This window comes from Streptococcus sp. Marseille-Q4154, assembly GCF_916700545.1.
Lineage (GTDB): Bacteria > Bacillota > Bacilli > Lactobacillales > Streptococcaceae > Streptococcus > Streptococcus infantis_I.
This window is the reverse complement of record NZ_CAKAKN010000003.1, coordinates 23273-43966: the sequence shown is the minus strand read 5'-3', so window position 1 is coordinate 43966 and position 20694 is coordinate 23273. Positions and strand designations below refer to the sequence as shown.

Here is a 20694-nt window from a genome sequence, read left to right as displayed (position 1 = left end):
TCGTAAAATCTAGAACTTTAGACTATTTTTTAGTACAATAAAAATATGGAATTTAGAACTATAAAAGAGGACGGACAAGTCCAAGAAGAAATCAAAAAATCACGATTTATTTGTCATGCAAAACGTGTCTATAGTGAAGAAGAAGCTCGTGCCTTTATCACTGCTATCAAAAAAGAACACTATAAGGCTACCCACAACTGCTCTGCTTTTATTATCGGTGAGCGCAGTGAAATCAAGCGAACCAGTGATGATGGGGAGCCAAGTGGAACTGCTGGTATACCTATGCTAGGAGTTCTAGAAAATCACAATTTGACCAATGTTTGTGTAGTTGTTACCAGATATTTTGGTGGTATTAAACTGGGAGCAGGAGGTCTTATTCGCGCTTATGCAGGTAGTGTTGCCTTAGCTGTCAAAGAAATTGGAATTGTTGAAATTAAAGAACAAGCAGGGATTCAAATTCAAATGAGCTATGCTCAATATCAAGAGTATGGGAATTTTCTTAAAGAACATAATCTTATGGAACTCGAAACCAACTTTACAGATCAAGTTGACACAATTATTTTTGTCGATAAAGAAGATAAAGAGGATACCAAAGCTGCCCTCATAGAATTTTTTAACGGGAAAGTTATCCTAAAAGATCAAGGGTTACGAGAAGTTGAAGTTCCTGTAAACCTTGTGTAAAGTACTTTTAAATACCTTCCCTCAATTTTTAGATTTACACTGACTATTTTTCTGATTGTTATAAAAAAATCCTATCGCTTCGATAGGATTTCTATATTTTACAAAAGTTTAAGATAGCGTTATACTAGAAGCATCTTATATAAAGAGGTGCTAACATGGCTATTTATAACAATATCACAGAACTTATCGGAAAAACACCGATTGTTAAATTGAATAACATTGTACCAGAAGGTGCAGCAGACGTTTACGTAAAACTAGAAGCTTTTAACCCAGGTTCATCCGTTAAAGACCGCATCGCTCTTAGTATGATTGAAAAAGCAGAACAAGAGGGTAAACTGAAACTAGGCTCAACTATTGTAGAAGCAACAAGCGGAAACACTGGTATCGGTCTTTCATGGGTTGGTGCTGCTAAAGGTTATAAAGTTGTCATCGTTATGCCTGAAACAATGAGTGTTGAACGCCGCAAGATCATCCAAGCTTATGGTGCTGAACTAGTCCTCACTCCAGGTAGTGAAGGAATGAAAGGTGCGATTGCAAAAGCGCAAGAAATTGCTGCTGAACGTGATGGTTTCCTACCATTACAGTTTAATAACCAAGCTAACCCAGAAGTTCACGAAAGAACAACAGGAGCTGAAATTCTAGCTGATTTCGGAGCTGATGGTTTAGATGCCTTTGTTGCCGGTGTTGGTACTGGAGGAACTATTTCTGGTGTCTCTCACGCTCTTAAATCGGCTAATTCAGACATTCAAGTTTTTGCAGTTGAGGCAGACGAGTCAGCAATCTTATCAGGTGAAAAACCAGGACCTCACAAAATTCAAGGTATCTCTGCAGGATTCATCCCAGAAACACTTGATACAGAAGCTTATGATGGTATCGTTCGCGTGACATCAGACAATGCTCTTGCACTTGGTCGCGAAATTGGTGGAAAAGAAGGCTTCTTGGTAGGTATTTCTTCTGCCGCAGCTATCTATGCAGCAATCGAAGTTGCTAAAAAACTTGGGGCAGGTAAAAAAGTCCTTGCGCTTGCACCAGATAACGGAGAACGTTACCTATCTACAGCGCTCTATGAGTTCGAAGTCTAGTCTCCTAAATACACAAAGCCCTTTAACAAGGGCTTTTTATTTTTTTTATAAAGTTTTTCTATATGAAAAAGGAAGCAAATCTGCTTCCTCTTTTTATTATTAGTTATTCAAAGCTGCCGCCATTGTAGCTGCAACTTCAGCTTCAAAGTCATTTGCAGCTTTTTCGATACCTTCACCAACTTCAAAGCGAGCGAACTCAACTACTGAAGCGTTAACTGATTCAAGATATGCTTCAACTGTCTTGCTGTCATCCATGATGTATACTTGTGCAAGAAGTGTGTATGCTTGGTCAACTTTAGTGTTGTCAAGCATGAAGCGATCCATTTTACCTGGAATGATTTTATCCCAGATTTTTTCTGGTTTACCTTCTGCAGCCAACTCTGCTTTAATGTCAGCTTCAGCTTGAGCGATAACTTCATCAGTCAATTGTGCTTTTGATCCATACTTCAAGTGTGGAAGTGCTGGTTTGTTAACCATTGCACGGCTTTCGTTATCTTGGTCGATTACGTGGTTCAATTGAGCCAACTCATCTTTAACAAATTGCTCATCCAATTCTTTGTATGAAAGAACTGTTGGTTTCATCGCAGCAATATGCATTGAGATTTGTTTAGCAAGTGCTTCGTCTCCACCTTCGATTACAGAGATAACACCGATACGTCCGCCGTTGTGTTGGTAAGCACCGAAGTGTTGTGCATCTGTTTTTTCAAGTAAAGCAAAACGACGGAATGAGATTTTTTCTCCGATAGTCGCTGTTGCAGATACATATGCAGCTTCAAGTGTTTCACCTGAAGGCATTGTCAATGCAAGTGCTTCTTCGTTGTTAGCTGGTTTACCTTCAGCGATTACTTTAGCTGTTGCATTTACCAATTCAACGAATTGAGCATTTTTCGCAACGAAGTCAGTTTCAGCATTTACTTCAACTACTGCTGCGACGTTACCGTTAACAAATACACCAGTCAAACCTTCTGCAGCAACACGGTCAGCTTTTTTAGCTGCCTTAGCCATACCTTTTTCGCGAAGCAATTCAATCGCTTTTTCGATATCACCTTCAACTTCGACCAATGCTTTCTTAGCGTCCATGACACCAGCACCAGATTTTTCACGCAACTCTTTAACAAGTTTAGCTGTAATTTCTGCCATTTTAATTCTCCTATATTTTTTAAAAATAGGAGAGCCGGGCTAAGCCCCGCCCTCCTAGGTAATGATTAATTATTTGAATTAAGCGTTGTCGCCTTCTACAACTTCAACGATTTCTTCGATTGAGTCTGCTTGAGCTTCTGAAGCTGCAAATTCTGCTTCAACTGCTGCTACAGCATCTTCACCTTGGCGACCTTCGATGATAGCGTCTGCCAATTTAGCTGTGATCAACTTAACTGCGCGGATAGCGTCATCGTTAGCTGGGATGATTACATCGATATCATCTGGATCAGTGTTTGTGTCAACCATCGCTACAACTGGGATACCCAATTTTTTAGCTTCTTTAACAGCGATTTGCTCTTTATGTGGGTCAACTACGTACATTACATCTGGGATGCGAGGCATGTCTTCGATACCACCCAAGAATTTTTCAAGACGAGCGCGTTGTTTGTTAAGAAGTGCAACTTCTTTCTTAGGAAGAACGTCGAAGATTCCTTCTTCTTCCATGCGTTTGATTTCTTTCAAACGAGCGATACGTTTTTGGATTGTTCCCCAGTTAGTAAGGGTACCACCCAACCAACGGTGGTTGATGTAGTATTGACCTGAACGTTCTGCTTCTTCTTTAACAGCGTCAGCAGCTTGTTTCTTAGTACCAACAAACAATACAACTGCATCGTTAGCTGCTGCATCACGCATAAAGTCGTATGCTTGGTCAGCGTATTTTACAGTTTGTTGCAAGTCGATAACGTGGATTCCGTTACGCTCAGTGAAGATGTACTTAGCCATCTTAGGGTTCCAGCGACGAGTTTGGTGACCAAAGTGTACACCAGCCTCAAGAAGTTGTTTCATTGAAATTACTGCCATGAGTATTTCTCCTTTTTTGTTTTTTCCTCTTCTTGATTTCAACTTGCAAAACAACCAAAAGGCAACAGTTTCACAATTCATCAAGAATGAGTATTATCGTTCACACGACAAGTTTCATTTTATCATAATTGGAGCTTTATTTCAAGTGATTTTGTTATTTTCTCCTTATTAAATTACCATTTAAAAGCTCTAAATTTAAAACATCTCAACATATACTGCTGAGATGTTCTAATAGCTAATTTTTTAAAATTTAATGTAGGGGTGTTTATGCTATCTACTTCGAAGTTTCTTACGAATCTTATAAGCTAGATTAAACAAGAAATATAATGAACTAGTTGGATAGTTAAACTCACCAGCAAACTCCTCAATAGTGGGATTAAACTTAGATTTAAAATTAAATAACCCGCCTTCTAAGTTGTTTTCAATTCCACCCATATTATGAGTCTCTGCCCCACGTTCAAATGAATGTTGAGCTGTCTCAAACCATGTAGGAATAGCAGGTTGATAATGTCTAAATTCCTCATTCATTCCAGCATATAAGTTTTCAGAAGTTTTCCCAAATTCGATGGTTAAAGTTCCAGACAATGGAACGACACTGTACCCTCTATCAATATGGCTCTTAAGAAAAGAAATTTCTTCCTCTAATCGTTTTCTCTCTTGCTGATTCTCTTTTATTTTGCCTTCTTTCGTTTTATCAGTAAATTTCTGCGCTATTTTAAGATTCTTTTCGAGTTGCTGCTCAACTTCTTTCAGTCTATTAGGTAAATCTAAGTAGCTCAGTGTGATAAAAGAGTGATTAGGATAAGTAGTCAGTAACTTTTGATAATAATCTTTGCCTCGTAAACTGATATTCTTACGAGACTCTGTTTTCTTCATTAAAAATGAAAATTCATCTAATAAATCAATTCCACCGAATTTCACTTCCAATCCTTTATTCCTTGCAGTTCGGATTGCCTGTCTAGTGGACTTGGATAGTTGATCCAACGAGAAGTTCTCTTTATGAATATTAGCTTGAAAACGTGGTTGTATATTTTCTGCCATATCCTTTGTTAAGCCTGTCCAATAAACTTTATTTTTTTTCAGTTCTTCAATAATTTCTAAAGTCCTAGAATTTTGGACAGTTTCTTGCCCAATAAGACCTCTACTGATAAATAAACTTGGATCAAATTTAACCATTATTGCATTGCTTTTTTTAGCAATTTTTTTCAATGTTAAAATCACAAATTTCAGAAGTTCTTTATCTTCATAGTCAATTACTGGACCTCGTGGAATATAGAACATAGAAAGTCCTAATGGTAGTGGCTGAATTAAGATATTCGCTACTCCAACCAATTGATTCTCTTTATAAAATCCAACTCTCTCATTCCCCCAAGTATCCTTAATCTTGGCCCAATCACTACTCTGCAACAAATTTCCTTGAGGATGATTTTCTAAAAACAAATCCCACTCTTTGACATCAACATTTATTTTATACGTAAACATAACTCCAACACCGACTCCCTTAGAAACCATTTTTTTATCAACATGCTACACTCGTACTAAATCCCTAAGTTTCATTTTACTTTAACTAAAAAATTATAAAAATAGAGAATAAGTTCAAGTAATTATATAATGAAATTTATTTTTCAGCACTATACAAAGGGTGAGATTAATAAAATCTCACCCTAATTTTAGTAATAATCAGTATATTAGTTTGGATAAATGTATCTTACAGTACCTCTTGATGCTGTCGGATTAAACCATCCACGATAATTTCCGATTGGTTGAGTTCCACTACCATCATAGTTACATTCAGAAACTTGAATACGAGTTGATGATTCAACTGCTGTAACAACTGCTACGTGTCCGTATCCTCCATCATCCCATGAAGCAATTGCTCCAACTTGTGGTGTAGAACCTGTACGGAAACCTGCTGCTGCTGCACTAGTAGCCCACTGACCACCATTACCCCAATAATCACCAGCCCATGGAGCCAAAGTCTTAGCACCCCATGTACATTGACCTACAGGGTAACTTGAAGCATTTGAACTATAAGTTGGTCGTTGACTTACAGTAGTTGCTGCAGGTGTGTAGCTTGATTCATCATCTGATGATGAAGAACTTGAAGTTGCTTGTACTTGTGCAGCAAAGGTTGTGTTAGCCGAAGCTGCAAGTGATTGTTGTTGACTTGTTTGTTTCGCTTTGTATGCTGCTTCTGCTTCTGCTGCTGCCTTAGCTTCTGCTTCAGCTGCTGCTTTTTGCTCTAACAAAGTAGCTTTTTCACTTTCTGCGGTAGCTTTTTCTGCTGCAAGATTCAACTCAGCGGCTTTCAATTCTGCCTGTTTTGTTGTCAAGGCTTGAGCGTCATCAGCAAGTGTTTGTTGATTGGCAATAACTGTGTTGATTGCATTATTGTTTGCAACTTGTTTTTCAGAGATAGCTTTTTTATCTTCTTTTTGTTGTTGCAACATTTTATTGTTTGCTGAGACAATTTCACTCATAGCTGCTACACGAGAAATAGCTTCTGTAATTGAGTTAGAGTTAATAATTGTATTAATGTAGCTTGTAGCAGTTCCGTTAGTTTGTGCACTTCGAGCTTGGTTTTCAAGCGATTCATTACGAGCTACGATGTTTTTTGAAAGCTCTGTGATTTCACCTTCAAGTTTTTTAGACTCTTCTTGAAGTTTTTCATTCTCAGCTTGCAACTTTTCTTGTTCTGTTTGAATAGCTGTTACTTTAGTTTGAATCTCATCAACTTGTTTTTGAGCTTCCTTTTGTTGTGTTGTCAATTCACTAATTTTGCTATCTTGAGCAGCAATTTTTTCATTTGTTGTATTGGCTTGGACACTTGAAAGCACAGTTCCTTGTGAAACCAATACTGTACTTAATAAGAGTGATGCTAGAATTTTTTTCTTCATAGTGTAAATACTCCTTCTTTAAAAAGACAATACTAGTATATCAAAAAAAGGCCTAATAAATATTACGCCTTTATTACAGTTTTGTTTCTTTCTTATAGATATATTTTTTCAAAAATATATTGGAAAACTAACATCCATATAAAATTCAATATCATAGTAGGACCCAGACTATAAACTATAAAAACAGGTAGATTTTCTGCAGTCAATCCTACCACATGTGCTAGGATAAAGCTACCAAATTCAAATATAAAAGTCATCATTAAAACTGCTAGCAATCGAGTCCATCTATTCGACAAAATAACCGAGTTGCTTTTATATACGATTGCTCCAATAATCACAAAAAGAAGACTGGCTATCCCTATCAGATGGAAGAAATAGATATCGTATATAAGTCCTAGAACCAAGCAATAGGCCAAAAACAGATATTCTGATACTTCTATTGTCTCGAATAATAAGAAGATGAAGATAAAGTGGCTTACAATTTGAAGATGTGGAAAAAAGCTATTTACAAATTGTCCTAAGTGGCTATCTATTAAAATGATTACGGGTAAGAGCAAAAACATCCCTATTTGCTTAAAAAGTCTCATGATGGATTCCCCACTAACTCTACGACTTTAAGATTCATTGGATCAGCATGCATTTTAACCATAACTTCTCTTGTCAGATAATCATTGGTAGGGGTCACAGATACGACTTCTCCTACAGGAATGTCTGTGACATTGAAGTTCCCCAAACCTCCAGTTACCACTTTATCACCTTTACTAATATCTCCACTATTATTTAGCTGACTAATTTTCAGTAGTTCTTTTTCCTTATCATAGCCAACGATAATACCATAAATACTACTAGATCCATGCTGAATTTTAACAGAAATTTTCTCTGTATTTTCAGCATTTGTTAATAAATTGACCACAGTTGAGTTGTCTTCTACGTTTTCAACGCTTCCAACCAATCCTCCACCAGAAACAACAAGCATACTAGTTGATACACCTTGTTGCGAACCAACATTAACTGTTAACTCTTGTTTCCAAGTCGCCGGAGTTCTCATGATAACATCCGCAGCAATTAGCTTAGTCGCATTTGATTTTGACTTCATATCTAGTAATTGACGCAGTTGTTCATTTTCTTCTTTTAAGCGATCTGCTTCATTCTTTTCCTTTTCCATTTGATAGAATTCTTTTTTGAGAGTTTCATTCTCATTGTAAGCTCTCGTCAAATTTCCTAAATCTGACTTTGTAGATTCTAACCATTGAAATGGTTTTTGCACAATTCTGTCTATCAGAGAAATGCCATCTCCAGCTTTTGTCACAACTGTACTGGATCTTGTCGTTACTAAAAAAATAGAAACTACTAGTATAACGACAAATAGAACAATAATATATTTTGATTTTTTAAAACGGTTCATACCTCTACCTTATAGTATTCTATACTTCACTTTAGGATTTCAACAAAAATAGAATGCCACCCAACACACATACAAGGAGCAAAGCCACACTATCTTTATTCATCCAATTCAACTGCCGGTACTGACTGCGTCCGTTCCCACCTTGATACCCTCTAGCCTCCATGGCTGTAGCAAGAGAATCTGCTCGTTTCAAACTCGTAGCGAATAATGGAATCAAAATAGGAATCATAGCCTTAACTTTTTGGATTATATTTCCTTCTCCAAAATCAACACCACGCGCCTTTTGAGCGTTCATAATTCGAATCGTATCATCCATTAAGGTTGGTACAAAACGTAAACTCATAGACAACATGAGCCCGATTTCATGAACAGGAACCTTAAATCTTTTCAAGGGTCCAAGCAAGGACTCAACTGCTGTAGCCAAGCTTAATGGCATGGTTGTCAAGGTAAGCAAAGTTGAGAAAAAGATAATCAACACAAAGCGGCAAAAAATAATTCCCGCCTGCTCAATGCCATGACTCGTGATTTTAATAAACCCCATCTCGAACAAGACATCTCCACCAGAGATAAAGAAAAGTTGAAAAAGAGTTGTAAAAGCAATCAGAAAAAACATAGACCGCAAACCTTTTATGAAAAAGGATAAGGGAACCTCAGATAAGGCTACAAATATACCTGTTACAACGAAAAGGATCACATTTGTTATTGGATTATTGGCCCAAAAAACGATCATAATCAATAAAATCATTGCCACTAACTTACTACGAGGATCCAAACGATGAACAATCGAATTTCCTGGTATGTAACGACCTAAAATCATGTTATCCATTGATGAACTCCTTAAACTCCTCTATCGTTATCGGCAATTGTTTAAAAGAAACCCCTCGTTCAGCTAGCCTTTGAGCAAATCTTGTGATTTTTGGAACACCTAATTGGATTTTTTCCATGAATTCGACATTTTGAAAAACAAGACTTGGCTTCCCACTCTTGACCAACTTTCCTTTTTCCATCACATAAACTTGGTCAGCAAATTCGGCCACGTCATCCATCAGATGGGTCACTAAAACAATCGTGATACCATCCTGATGAAGTTTTTTAAACAAGGCCATTAACTCTTTTCGACCAATTGGATCTAAACCAGCGGTTGGTTCATCTAAGACCAAGATGCTAGGCTCCATCGCCAAAATACCAGCAATCGCAACCCTTCTCATTTGTCCGCCTGAAAGCTCAAAGGGACTACGTCCAAAGAGTGACTCATCAATTCCTACTAAAGCTAGTTTTTCACGCGCAATAGCTTCTGCCTCTTCTACAGAGACTCCAAAATTTTGAGGTCCAAAAGCCACATCTTTTAAGACAGTCTCCTCAAAGATTTGATTTTCTGCAAACTGAAAGACTAAGCCCACTTGTTTGCGAATTTGACGAATTTGCTTATTGACGGATGTTGATGTAATTAATGTATCAAAGACACGAACACTTCCCTTTGTGGGAACCAACAAACCATTCAAAAGTTGAAGAATTGTAGATTTCCCGCTTCCTGTATGCCCAATAATTGCTGTATAAGATCCATCCTCTATTGACAAATTAACGTCGGACAAGGCAGATGAGGCAAAGGGTGTTCCTTCCTGATACGTATAACTCACATTGTCTAGAATAATTCCCATAAAGCCTCCTCGAGCTCCCCTTCGGTCAGGTAGTGCTCTGGTAATTTCAAGCCACTAGTACGTAGAGATTCTTTTAATTGGTTGACAAAGGGTTGATCTAAACCAATTTGATCTAAATCTGACCTAGAAAATAGTTCTCTAGGAGTACTAGTTGATTCGATTTCTCCTTTTTTCATCACCAAAATACGGTCACTCATGGCCACCTCATCTAAGTCATGCGTAATAGAGATCACTGTCATTTGGTGATCTTGGCGAATCTTTTGGACAATCTTAATCAACTCTAGACGCCCCTCTGGATCCAACATGCTTGTAGCCTCATCCAAAATTAAAATGTCTGGTCGCAAGGCGACAACGCCTGCGATAGCCACTCTCTGTTTTTGGCCACCTGACAAGCGAGCTGGTTCCTTTTTAGAAAATTCAGCCATCCCAACTAATGACAGAGCTTCAGAAACTCGCTTCTTCATCTCTTCAAGTGGAATCCCTTGGTTTTCTAGTCCAAAAGCAACGTCATCTTCTACGGTTGCCCCCACGAATTGGTTATCAGGATTTTGAAATACCATACCAATCTTACGTCTTTTTTTCCAGACGTTTTCCGGAGTTAGGCAATCACCGTCTATCCAAATTTCTCCAGATTCCGCTTCTAGCAAACCGTCAATCAAGCGAACAGTTGTTGATTTTCCACTACCATTATGACCAACGATAGACAACCATTCTCCACGTTTCACGTGAAACGAAATGTTATGAACATCATAGTGTTCTTGATCTGCCTGGTATCGAAATGACAGATTCTTAATTTCAATAATAGATTCCATATCTAGCGAAAGGTTCCTTTAAACAAATACGCGCTTCCCTTGAAGTAATCATAACCAGAATAAACTGTAAAGAACAAAGCGATATAAAGAGTTATCTGACCAAGTAAATTCCAATGAAATAACAAGAAGATAATCGCAAACATCTGGCTAAATGTTTTGATTTTTCCTGGCATTGCTGCAGCTAAAACAGTTCCACCAGTTTCAACTAAGAGTAGTCGCAACCCAGTAACTGCAAGTTCTCGGCAAATGATTACAGCTACTACCCAAGCAGGAGCCATATTTAGACCTACTAGCATGATAAAGGCCGACATAACCAACAACTTATCAGCCATCGGATCCGCAAATTTCCCAAAATTGCTAACTACTTGCCATTTTCTAGCTAAATAGCCATCCAGATAATCTGTGATACTGGCAATGGCAAAAATAATTGCTGCTATTTTATGTAACACAGGAGACTGTCCAAATGATAGAAGGAGAACAAAAATCGGAATAAATAAAATTCTACCAAGCGTAAGTATGTTAGGAATATTCTCTTTTTTCATGTTATCCTTCCTTAATTTGAACTTAATTTCAATGTAATCCAGCCAGTTTGACCAGTTAATTTCGAAGTATCAATTTCCTGATTATCGATTTTGATTTTCACGCCTTTGACAACGCCTAATGTGATAGTTACTGGAGAGCCTTTAGAAACTGTTGTTTTGGCCATCTTATTATTAGGCTCAAGAGTTGTTCCTCCAGCCAATTCAGTATCTGAAACACTAATCCAGCTTGTTGCATCCGTCACAGATAGTTGAAGTTCGGCAGTATCTTTAGCAGTTTTATATTCTACCGATATAACATCTCCCTGACCAGAAACCGTCACAGTTGATGCGTCGCTCGAACTTGATGGGCTAGTGGTTTGATTGCTAGTTGTTGTTTCACTACTTGTTGCACTTGTTGTCGTAGTCACAACATTATAGTTGGCTGAAGTTGTTGCTGTCGGTTGTGTTTGAATGTAATTCCAAACATAATAAGAAACAAAAATTATAATAGATAAGGAGAAGAGAATAAAGTAAAACAGAGGGAGCAAGGAACGTTTCTTGCGATTAGAACGTCTACGACCTGATAGTTCTATCTCATCAACATCAACTTCCTCATAGGTAATCATACTCCCTGAATCATAAGCATCTAAAACAAGATTTTCATCCAATTCAACTGCCCAAGCATACTTCCTCAAAAAAGAACGTGTATAAAAAGGGCTTGGCAATTGGTCGAAATCATCTGATTCTAAAGCCTCAAGCAGATTCAGTTGAATGTCTGTCTTGCGCTGCAATTCCTCTAAACTCAAACCTTGGTTGATTCTTGCTAAACGTAACACTTCACCAATTGTTTTTTTTCTCATACTTACCATGCCTTCTTTCTAGTTTATTTTATATTTCGATAGCTATAGTGGAAAAATTGTAAATTCAACTATTTCACTATTATCGATAAAATGATGTCCTACCTCAAGAACATCATCCAAGGTCATTTCCTGTATAATCTTTGGTAAATCAAACAGGGTTGTTTCGTCAGAATGTGACTGATATTGGGTCGCAATAAATTCTAAAGAGTTCATACTATGGATAAATTCTCCATAAATTTCACTTTTGATTAAATCAAGATGTTCTTCCGAAATATCTGCATCAGTAACAAAGTTCTGAATCGCCTTTCGGAATTGATGCGAAATTGACACAGGCTCCTTAGTGTCCATTGTCAGCATCAAAAAGTTAAAACGTCGATTGATCTCAACTTCTAAAGATAATGAAGAATCTAATTTCCCAGTTTCATACAAACTCTGAAATCTTTTAGAGGTCCAACCAAACATCATCGTAAATAACGCTCTTAATAGAACGCTATATCGATAGCAATCCTGATGACCCATATCAGAATTCGTTCGGACTCCTATTGCTAATTTAGGTGATGCAACATCCATACGAATGCTCTCAACCTTCTTTACAGGGTTTAAAGCGATTGGTTCTTTTGGATTTTGAACTATACAACCTCCAACATCCTTTTGCGAAAAATAATTCTGCATCAACTCTAAATCAAAATTTCCAACGAGGAAAATTTGGCTATTGACAGGAGTGTAAAATTCATCAAAATTGTCCCGTAGATTCTCTAAACTAATATCTTCTATCGAATCTTCAGTCCCAACAATATCTGAAGCTAGTGGAGTTTCCGGATATAGATTTGCCAGTGTTTTAAAGAACAAGCAAGAATCAGGATCATCCTGATACATTTCGCGTTCTTGTTGAATAATATCCTTTTCTCGTTCAACAGATTCTTCAGTAATGTTAAAGCTAGTAACAAGCTCGTCAAGCAAGTCCAAACACTCAGCGACATTCTCAGAGGTTGAAAAAAGATAACTTGTATTTGTAAAGCTTGTAAAGGCGTTACTATCTGCACCTAATTTGGTAAATGCAGCCATGATATCTTCAGAATTTTCTCTTTCAAAAAGTTTATGTTCTAAAAAATGAGCGATTCCCTTAGGATATGTTTTCTTTTTTCTATCTCTAGCTGTAAACTCAGTGTCAACTGAACCAACATAGACAGTTACTACACCATAAACTTCGTTAAAATCATTTTTAGGAAGCAAAGAAACTGTCAATCCATTTTCTAATTTTGCTTGATAAAGAGTTTCCTTTACAGCAGGATAATATTTCTCTTGAAAAGTAACTCTAGTCATTCTGCTCCTTCCATAAAATAGATAGCCTGCAATTTCAAACTAGATGCCGCCCTACAGATTTCATCCTTGTCAACTTGCTCTAGTCTCTCTATCAAAGTATCCATGTCTAAAACCGATTTACCAAAAAAGAGGCTTAAGTATTCTCTATCTATAATCGAATCTTGATTATCCTGACTCAACAACATCGTCCTACGAATCATTTCCTTAGTTTGATTAACTTCAGCATCTGTAAATCTACCATTTTTGATAGCTAACAATTGATCATTCATCAATTTTCTTACCTTGTTTCGGTTTTGACGATTTATCCCAGCAAACAATCTTAAAAATCCACTAAAGAGATCTAAGTGACCAGAAACAGTGTAGGCCAACCCTTCCTTTTCCCTAACTTGGGTAAACAATTTAGAGTGTGGGAAAGCTCCAAGCAAACCATTCACGAGAAGCAAGGCCATCTTTTGATCATCTCCATAACCAATTGTGCTATGATAACCCATCTCTAGAATAGACTGACCCAGGTTTTTCCTAGCAATTCCTTCTCTAATAACATTTGAAGTACCTTGCTGATATTGAATGTTTGCAGTTTCTTTACGACCTGTCAAGTTAAATTTCTGCAGACTTTCTAGAACTTCAATTTCATTAAAATCACCTAAAAAGAATAAATCAATCCTATCTTCTTTCAGCATTTTTTGAAAACTTAAATAGCAAGATTTAGAAGTCTCTTCAGAAATTCTGGCAATTAAATCTCTAGGAACTAACTGCATTGATTCTTCTTGGAAAAACAACTGATCCAATTCTTTATGGGCAAAGAAGAAAGGATCCTCTAATTCTGATTCTAATCTCGCCAACAATTGTTTTTTTTCAATTTCAAAGGCATTGTTCTCAAATTCATCTTCATTTGACAATGGATTAAATATGACTTGATACAATAATTCTAAAATCTGAGCAGTTAAGACGTTTTTCTTACTTAAAAATTCATCTCGAACATAAGTCAAACTCACGTCTACTAAGTGACTTTGCCCCCTTCTATAAGCATGAGTTGATAAATCTGCTCCATACAATGCTGCCAGATGTTTTCTAAGAACCTGAGCAGTTGGATAGCCTTTATTAGCAGTTTCAAGCATACTGGCACTTAGCATGCGACCAGAAATTAAATCCAGAGATAATGGAGCTGTGAAACGCATGGTTATTTTATTTGTCTTAAACTTTTTAGATTGGATAAAATGCACTGCAATTCCAGGGAATAACTCCATCTTTTACCTCCTTTTACATAGAGTTCTATTATACCATGAAAACGAAAATTTTTCCTGTTCTCTTTGACTCTTTTGAAATTAAAATCGTTTTCATATCAGTAGTTTCTTCTCAACTATTTTGTGCAAAATATGGTATAATACCAAAGATTGAGGTGAACTATGGAATACAAATTATTTGAAGAATTTATTACTCTCCAAGCTCTTTTGAAAGACCTTGGTGTTATACAAAGTGGTGGCGCTATTAAATCTTTTTTAGCGGACCATCTTGTATATTTTAATGGAAAATTAGAAAATCGTCGAGGCAAGAAAATTAGAATCGGGGATTCTATTGAAATCCCTGATTTAAAAACTCAAATTATTCTAGTTAAACCAACATCAGAAGAAATAGAGGAGTTTCGTATAGAAAAACTTGAGAAAGAACGTGTAGCTAAGCTTGTCAAGGAAATGAATAAAAAGGTACAAAAAAAGCCAGCAAAAAAGAACCAGTCAACAAAAGCAAAACCTGCACCACGTTTCCCAGGTAGATAAATATGTGGCTTAAAAATCTATCCATTAAACAATTTCGTAACTATCGAGATGTTGAAGTAAATTTTAATCCAAAATTAAATGTATTTGTTGGCCGAAACGCTCAAGGAAAAACAAATCTTCTCGAAAGTATTTACTTTTTAGCCTTAACGAGAAGTCATCGAACAAAGACTGATAAAAATTTAATTCAATTTGAAGAAGAACAACTGCAAGTTTCTGGAATCTTACAAAAGAAAACAGCAAGCATTCCACTTGAAATTGACCTAACACAAAAAGGGCGAATTACTAAAGTGAATTACTTAAAACAAGCTCGCCTATCAGACTATATTGGTCATATGAATGTTGTCTTATTCGCTCCAGAAGATTTACAACTTGTCAAAGGCGCTCCGGCCATTCGTCGTAAATTCATTGACATAGAATTAGGGCAAATTAAACCGATTTACTTGTCAGACCTGTCAAGTTATAACCACATCCTTAAACAGAGAAATACCTATCTCAAATCTACACAAAACATAGACGAGACTTTCCTATCTGTTCTTGATGACCAACTGATAGAGTATGGCTGTCGTGTAATGAATCATCGAGCTGACTTTATCCAGAAAATGGAACTCTTTGGCAAGAAAAAACATTTTGACATCTCAGATCAGTTAGAAAATCTGTCAATCCGTTATCAACCTTCTGTAAACTTTGTTGACAAGAAACATTTGGCTGAATCTTTCTATATAGCACTTCAAAAAAGTAGATCCAGAGATTTATTTAAGAAGAATACTGGAGTTGGTCCTCATCGGGACGATATGATTTTCATGATTAATGGAATGGAAGCAAGTTTCGGAAGTCAAGGGCAACATCGTAGCTTGGTGCTTTCTATAAAACTTGCTGAAATCGAATTGATGGAGAGCATTACCAAAGAATCTCCCATTCTTTTACTTGACGATGTCATGAGTGAACTTGACAATACTCGTCAACTTAAATTATTGGAAACTATTTCTCATAACATTCAAACTTTTATTACAACTACTAGTTTAGACCATCTTCAAAACTTACCTGATAACTTGAGCGTCTTTACAGTAGATAATGGTCAATTAACTGTAAATTAAACTTTACATCTTTGTAAAACAAAAAAATCTCCCGTTTAACAGGAGATTTTTTTATTACATTGAATAGTTTGGTGCTTCATTAGTGATTTGCACATCGTGTGGATGGCTTTCTTTTAGACCCGCACCTGACATTTCGATAAACTGAGCATTGTCATGTAATTCTTTTAAGTTAGCAGCACCACAGTAACCCATACCAGAACGAATACCACCAATCATTTGGAAAACAATATCAGCTGCTGCACCTTTATAAGCAACACGACCTTCGATTCCTTCTGGAACCAGTTTGTTTGCTTCATTGACAGAACCTTGGAAGTAACGGTCGCTTGAACCCTTCCTCATAGCAGCGATTGAACCCATACCTCGGTATGTCTTGAACTTACGTCCTTGAAAGATCTCAGTTTCACCTGGAGCTTCATCTGTTCCTGCAAACATTGATCCGAGCATCACTGCGTTTCCTCCAGCAGCAAGGGCTTTTACAATATCTCCAGAATATTTGATTCCACCATCAGCGATAATTGTTTTACCATATTCACGAGCAACTGCTGCTGCATCGTAAATTGCTGTTACCTGGGGAACTCCTACACCAGCAATAACGCGAGTTGTACAGATTGACCCTGGGCCAATACCGACTTTAACAACGTCAACACCTGCATCATAAAGAGCACGCGCACCTTCAGCAGTAGCGATGTTCCCAGCAATCAAAGTACGGTCTGGGAAATGCGCACGGATTTCAGCTATTTTACGAAGTACACCCGCTGAGTGACCATGGGCTGTATCGATAACAATAGCATCTGCACCTGCTTCGAAAAGTGCTTCCGCACGTTCAAATGTATCAGAAGTAACTCCTACCGCACCAGCAACTAGAAGACGACCGAATTCATCTTTTGCCGCATTTGGGAACTCAATCACTTTCTCGATATCTTTAATGGTGATTAAACCAGAAAGACGACCCTCTTCGTCAACTAGAGGTAGTTTTTCAATACGGTGTTCTTGAAGAATACTCTCAGCAGTTTTTAAATCTGTACCAACCGGAGCAGTAACTAGGTTTTCACTAGTCATGTGTTTTGAAATTGGTTGGTTGTAATCAGAAATGAAACGCAGATCTCGGTTGGTCAAAATACCAACTAACTTACGATTTTCAAGTGTTTCAACTACTGGAATACCACTAATACGGTAACGACCCATAAGTTCATCCGCTTCAGCAATTGTATGTTCTGGAGTCAAGAAGAATGGATCAATGATAACACCATTTTCAGAACGTTTTACCTTACGAACCTCATCTGCCTGTTGCTCAATAGACATATTTTTATGGATAACTCCAAGTCCACCTGCACGCGCAATAGCAATCGCCATTTGACTTTCTGTTACAGTGTCCATTGCAGCTGTAATAATTGGGATATTTAAAGTCAGATTATCTGCCAATTTTGTAGTCAAATCCGCATCATTAGGCAACACATGACTCTCTGCTGGAATAAGCAATACATCATCAAAGGTAAAACCTTTTTTCAAAAATTTAGTGTCCCAATTAGACATTGAAGTTCCCTCTTTTCTTTATTTTTGAGCTTAACGCTTTTTGTATTGTATCTATCATACCATTCTATGAAAATTTGTCAATTAAATTTATAAGAGAACAAATAAAAAACTATCCCTCTTATTTTAAAGAAGAAATAGTTTTATAGTTCATATTTTATCCATTAGTGAAAGTAATTTAGACCCATTGCAGCTTTTACTTCTGATAGTGTTTGCCCAGCAACTTCTCGAGCTTTTTCACTACCTTTTTGGAGCATATTATAAACCTCACCCATATCTTTAGCATATTCTAGGCGACGTTCACGGATTGGACCAAGTTCACGTTCTAGAATTTCAAGTAGGTAACGTTTGGTCTTAACATCACCAAGGCCTCCACGTTGATAATGTTCCTTCATTTCAGCAATTTCTTGAGCATCCTCAGGTCGACCGAATACGTCCAAGTAATGGAAAACCATATTTCCTTCAATCTTACCTGGATCCTCAACACGAATATGGTCTGGATCTGTATACATACTCATTACTTTTTTACGCAAAGTATCTGCATCATCAGCTAGGTAAATTCCATTATTAAGTGATTTCGACATTTTGGCATTACCATCAAGACCTGGTAAACGTCCCGCACCTTCGTGCTCAGGGTAAATTCCTTCTGGTTCTACTAAAACATCACAGTTATAGGCATGGTTGAAAGAACGCACAATTTCACGTGTTTGTTCAATCATCGGCTTTTGATCATTCCCTACTGGAACCAAGTTAGCCTTAAATGCTGTAATATCTGCTGCTTGCGCAACTGGATAAACTAAAAATCCAGTTGGAATACTTTCACCAAAGCCTTTTTGAGCAATTTCAGTCTTTACGGTTGGATTTCGTTCCAAGCGAGCTAATGAAACTAGGTTCATATAATACATAGAGAGCTCTGCCAATTCTGGAATCTGGCTTTGAATGAAAATCGTTGCTTTATTAGGATCTAATCCCACTGCAAGATAGTCCAAAGCAACATTCCCAATAGACTCTACAATAGTTTGTGGATCTTTTGCATGGTCTGTTAGTGCTTGCTGGTCAGCTAAAAAAACAAACATGTCATATTTATTTTCTTCTTGTAGTAAGACACGATTTTTCAAACTACCAACGTAGTGCCCAATATGTAATTTCCCCGTTGGACGATCTCCTGTTAAAATAATGGGTTTACTCATCTTATTCTCCTTTGATATGGTCCTTTCAATTATAGCATTTTTTTAATAAAAAGACAGATAATTTTTTTATTGAAACAATAGAGATGTTACCCCTTTCAATCGTAAAGGGGTTGTCAACTTTGTTTACAAAAAATTGACAAATAAAAATTTGAATAATTGATGATTTTCTAGTAGAATTAGAGTATTACATATAATAGGAGAAAAACTTTGCTAACAGTATCTGATGTTTCACTACGTTTTAGTGATCGTAAACTTTTTGATGATGTAAACATCAAATTTACAGAAGGAAATACCTATGGTTTGATTGGTGCCAACGGTGCTGGAAAATCAACCTTTTTAAAAATCTTAGCTGGAGATATTGAACCGACAACTGGGCATATCTCTCTTGGACCAGACGAACGTCTTTCAGTACTTCGTCAAAATCACTTTGACTACGAAGATGAGCGTGTTATTGATGTTGTTATCATGGGTAATGAAAAACTATACAACATCATGAAAGAAAAAGACGCCATTTATATGAAAGAAGATTTTTCAGATGAAGATGGTGTTCGCGCAGCTGAACTTGAAGGAGAATTCGCTGAACTAGGTGGTTGGGAAGCAGAAAGTGAAGCTTCACAACTCTTACAAAATTTGAATATTCCAGAAGAACTTCATTACCAAAATATGAGTGAACTAGCAAATGGCGACAAAGTAAAGGTTCTCCTTGCTAAAGCCCTCTTCGGTAAACCAGATGTCCTTCTTTTGGACGAGCCAACCAATGGTCTGGATATTCAATCCATCACTTGGCTAGAGGATTTCCTAATCGACTTTGATAATACTGTCATTGTCGTATCCCACGACCGTCACTTCTTAAATAAAGTTTGTACTCACATGGCTGACCTTGACTTTGGAAAAATCAAACTCTATGTCGGAAACTACGACTTCTGGAAGGAATCTTCTGAGCTTGCTGCTAAATTACTAGCAGACCGTAATGCTAAAGCAGAAGAAAAAATCAAACAACTTCAAGAATTCGTTGCTCGTTTCTCTGCTAATGCTTCTAAATCAAGACAAGCAACTTCACGTAAAAAAATGCTTGATAAGATTGAGCTAGAGGAAATTGTTCCTTCTAGTCGTAAATATCCATTCATCAGCTTTAAAGCTGAACGTGAAATTGGGAACGACCTCTTAACAGTAGAAAATCTATCTGTAAAGATTGACGGTGAAACTATTCTTGACAACATCAGCTTCATCTTGCGTCCAGGTGACAAGACAGCTCTTATCGGACAAAACGACATCCAAACAACTGCCTTGATTCGTGCCATTATGGGTGAAATTGACTATGAAGGGACTGTCAAGTGGGGAGTTACAACTAGTCGCTCTTACTTGCCAAAAGACAATTCAGCTGATTTTGCTGGCAGTGAATCTATCCTTGACTGGCTCCGTCAATTCGCAAGTAAAGAAGAAGATGACAACACCTTCCTACGTGGTTTCTTAGGCCGTATGCTTTTCTCTGGAGACGAGGTTAACAAACCTGTAAACGTCTTGTCAGGGGGAGAAAAAGTGCGCGTGATGCTCTCAAAACTCATGCTTTTAAAATCAAACGTTCTTGTACTTGACGATCCTACAAATCACTTAGACTTGGAATCTATCTCAAGCTTGAACGATGGATTGAAAAACTTTAAAGAGTCCATCATCTTTGCCAGTCACGACCATGAGTTTATTCAAACTTTGACTAACCACATTATTGTCCTATCTAAAAACGGCGTCATCGATCGTATTGATGAAACATATGATGAATTCTTAGAAAATGCTGAAGTTCAAGCAAAAGTCAAAGAACTTTGGAAAGATTAGGTAGAACTTAAAAAACTCAGTTGAATTAACCAACT

General features: G+C 37.1%; 20 protein-coding genes. 5 read left to right on the top strand and 15 right to left on the bottom strand.

Annotation, left to right across the window (positions count from 1 at the left end):
• The first annotated feature begins 45 nt into the window (after positions 1 to 45).
• Complete coding sequence (locus tag LG369_RS07750) at positions 46 to 681, top strand: YigZ family protein (RefSeq protein WP_049494450.1); 636 nt, start codon at positions 46 to 48, stop codon at positions 679 to 681.
• Positions 682 to 836: 155 nt separating this feature from the next.
• Positions 837 to 1763 (top strand): cysteine synthase A, encoded by a 927-nt coding sequence (gene cysK / locus LG369_RS07745; RefSeq protein WP_049494451.1) that lies wholly within the window; start codon positions 837 to 839, stop codon positions 1761 to 1763.
• A gap of 99 nt (positions 1764 to 1862) precedes the next feature.
• Here cysK and tsf read toward each other — a convergent pair whose 3' ends face one another.
• The 13 genes from tsf to yfmF form a co-directional block, all read right to left on the bottom strand.
• Positions 1863 to 2903: a translation elongation factor Ts gene (gene tsf / locus LG369_RS07740; protein WP_049494452.1), complete on the bottom strand. Its 1041-nt coding sequence runs from the start codon at positions 2901 to 2903 to the stop codon at positions 1863 to 1865.
• Positions 2904 to 2981: 78 nt separating this feature from the next.
• Positions 2982 to 3764: a 30S ribosomal protein S2 gene (gene rpsB / locus LG369_RS07735; RefSeq protein ID WP_004250981.1), complete on the bottom strand. Its 783-nt coding sequence runs from the start codon at positions 3762 to 3764 to the stop codon at positions 2982 to 2984.
• 270 nt (positions 3765 to 4034) lie between these two features.
• A complete protein-coding gene (locus tag LG369_RS07730) occupies positions 4035 to 5246 on the bottom strand; it encodes an aminoacyltransferase (protein ID WP_070677871.1) in 1212 nt (403 codons plus the stop codon).
• A 206-nt stretch (positions 5247 to 5452) separates the two neighbouring features.
• A complete protein-coding gene (gene pcsB, locus LG369_RS07725; RefSeq protein ID WP_225750761.1) occupies positions 5453 to 6661 on the bottom strand; it encodes a peptidoglycan hydrolase PcsB in 1209 nt (402 codons plus the stop codon).
• Positions 6662 to 6753: 92 nt separating this feature from the next.
• Positions 6754 to 7248, bottom strand: coding sequence for a rod shape-determining protein MreD (mreD, locus tag LG369_RS07720; protein ID WP_070677810.1), 495 nt, complete (start codon positions 7246 to 7248; stop codon positions 6754 to 6756).
• Positions 7245 to 8066 (bottom strand): rod shape-determining protein MreC, encoded by an 822-nt coding sequence (mreC, locus tag LG369_RS07715; protein WP_070677808.1) that lies wholly within the window; start codon positions 8064 to 8066, stop codon positions 7245 to 7247. Before mreC ends, mreD begins: the two co-directional genes overlap by 4 nt.
• Before the next feature lie 31 nt (positions 8067 to 8097).
• The gene (locus LG369_RS07710; protein ID WP_070677806.1) at positions 8098 to 8892 is read right to left on the bottom strand and encodes an energy-coupling factor transporter transmembrane component T family protein; all 795 of its coding nucleotides are present in this window, start codon (positions 8890 to 8892) and stop codon (positions 8098 to 8100) included.
• Entirely contained in the window at positions 8885 to 9724 is an 840-nt protein-coding gene (locus LG369_RS07705) for an energy-coupling factor transporter ATPase (RefSeq protein ID WP_070677804.1), read from the bottom strand. The genes LG369_RS07710 and LG369_RS07705 overlap by 8 nt, the downstream gene beginning before the upstream one ends.
• Positions 9709 to 10536 carry an energy-coupling factor ABC transporter ATP-binding protein gene (locus LG369_RS07700; protein WP_004250968.1) on the bottom strand — a complete coding sequence of 276 codons (828 nt, stop codon included), beginning with the start codon at positions 10534 to 10536 and terminating at the stop codon, positions 9709 to 9711. The genes LG369_RS07705 and LG369_RS07700 overlap by 16 nt, the downstream gene beginning before the upstream one ends.
• Positions 10537 to 10538: 2 nt before the next feature.
• Entirely contained in the window at positions 10539 to 11078 is a 540-nt protein-coding gene (pgsA, locus tag LG369_RS07695) for a CDP-diacylglycerol--glycerol-3-phosphate 3-phosphatidyltransferase (RefSeq protein WP_004250966.1), read from the bottom strand.
• Between the two features lie 11 nt (positions 11079 to 11089).
• On the bottom strand, positions 11090 to 11917 hold the full coding sequence (rodZ, locus tag LG369_RS07690; RefSeq protein WP_006155809.1) for a cytoskeleton protein RodZ: 828 nt from the start codon (positions 11915 to 11917) through the stop codon (positions 11090 to 11092).
• A 42-nt stretch (positions 11918 to 11959) separates the two neighbouring features.
• Entirely contained in the window at positions 11960 to 13240 is a 1281-nt protein-coding gene (yfmH, locus tag LG369_RS07685; RefSeq protein ID WP_004250964.1) for an EF-P 5-aminopentanol modification-associated protein YfmH, read from the bottom strand.
• The gene (gene yfmF / locus LG369_RS07680; RefSeq protein ID WP_225750760.1) at positions 13237 to 14487 is read right to left on the bottom strand and encodes an EF-P 5-aminopentanol modification-associated protein YfmF; all 1251 of its coding nucleotides are present in this window, start codon (positions 14485 to 14487) and stop codon (positions 13237 to 13239) included. Before yfmF ends, yfmH begins: the two co-directional genes overlap by 4 nt.
• Positions 14488 to 14646: 159 nt before the next feature.
• Here yfmF and yaaA point away from each other — a divergent pair, with 159 nt between their 5' ends.
• Together yaaA and recF are read left to right on the top strand one after the other, a co-directional pair.
• Positions 14647 to 15015: a S4 domain-containing protein YaaA gene (gene yaaA, locus LG369_RS07675; protein WP_004250960.1), complete on the top strand. Its 369-nt coding sequence runs from the start codon at positions 14647 to 14649 to the stop codon at positions 15013 to 15015.
• Positions 15016 to 15017: 2 nt separating this feature from the next.
• The gene (recF, locus tag LG369_RS07670) at positions 15018 to 16109 is read left to right on the top strand and encodes a DNA replication/repair protein RecF (RefSeq protein WP_004250959.1); all 1092 of its coding nucleotides are present in this window, start codon (positions 15018 to 15020) and stop codon (positions 16107 to 16109) included.
• Positions 16110 to 16163: 54 nt separating this feature from the next.
• On the opposite strand, the gene guaB is transcribed toward recF, so the two are convergent.
• The gene (gene guaB, locus LG369_RS07665; RefSeq protein ID WP_004250957.1) at positions 16164 to 17642 is read right to left on the bottom strand and encodes an IMP dehydrogenase; all 1479 of its coding nucleotides are present in this window, start codon (positions 17640 to 17642) and stop codon (positions 16164 to 16166) included.
• 161 nt (positions 17643 to 17803) lie between these two features.
• Positions 17804 to 18829, bottom strand: a complete 1026-nt coding sequence (trpS, locus tag LG369_RS07660; protein WP_004250956.1) for a tryptophan--tRNA ligase — start codon at positions 18827 to 18829, stop codon at positions 17804 to 17806.
• Positions 18830 to 19036: 207 nt separating this feature from the next.
• Here trpS and LG369_RS07655 point away from each other — a divergent pair, with 207 nt between their 5' ends.
• On the top strand, positions 19037 to 20659 hold the full coding sequence (locus tag LG369_RS07655; RefSeq protein ID WP_004250954.1) for an ATP-binding cassette domain-containing protein: 1623 nt from the start codon (positions 19037 to 19039) through the stop codon (positions 20657 to 20659).
• Positions 20660 to 20694 lie beyond the last annotated feature (35 nt).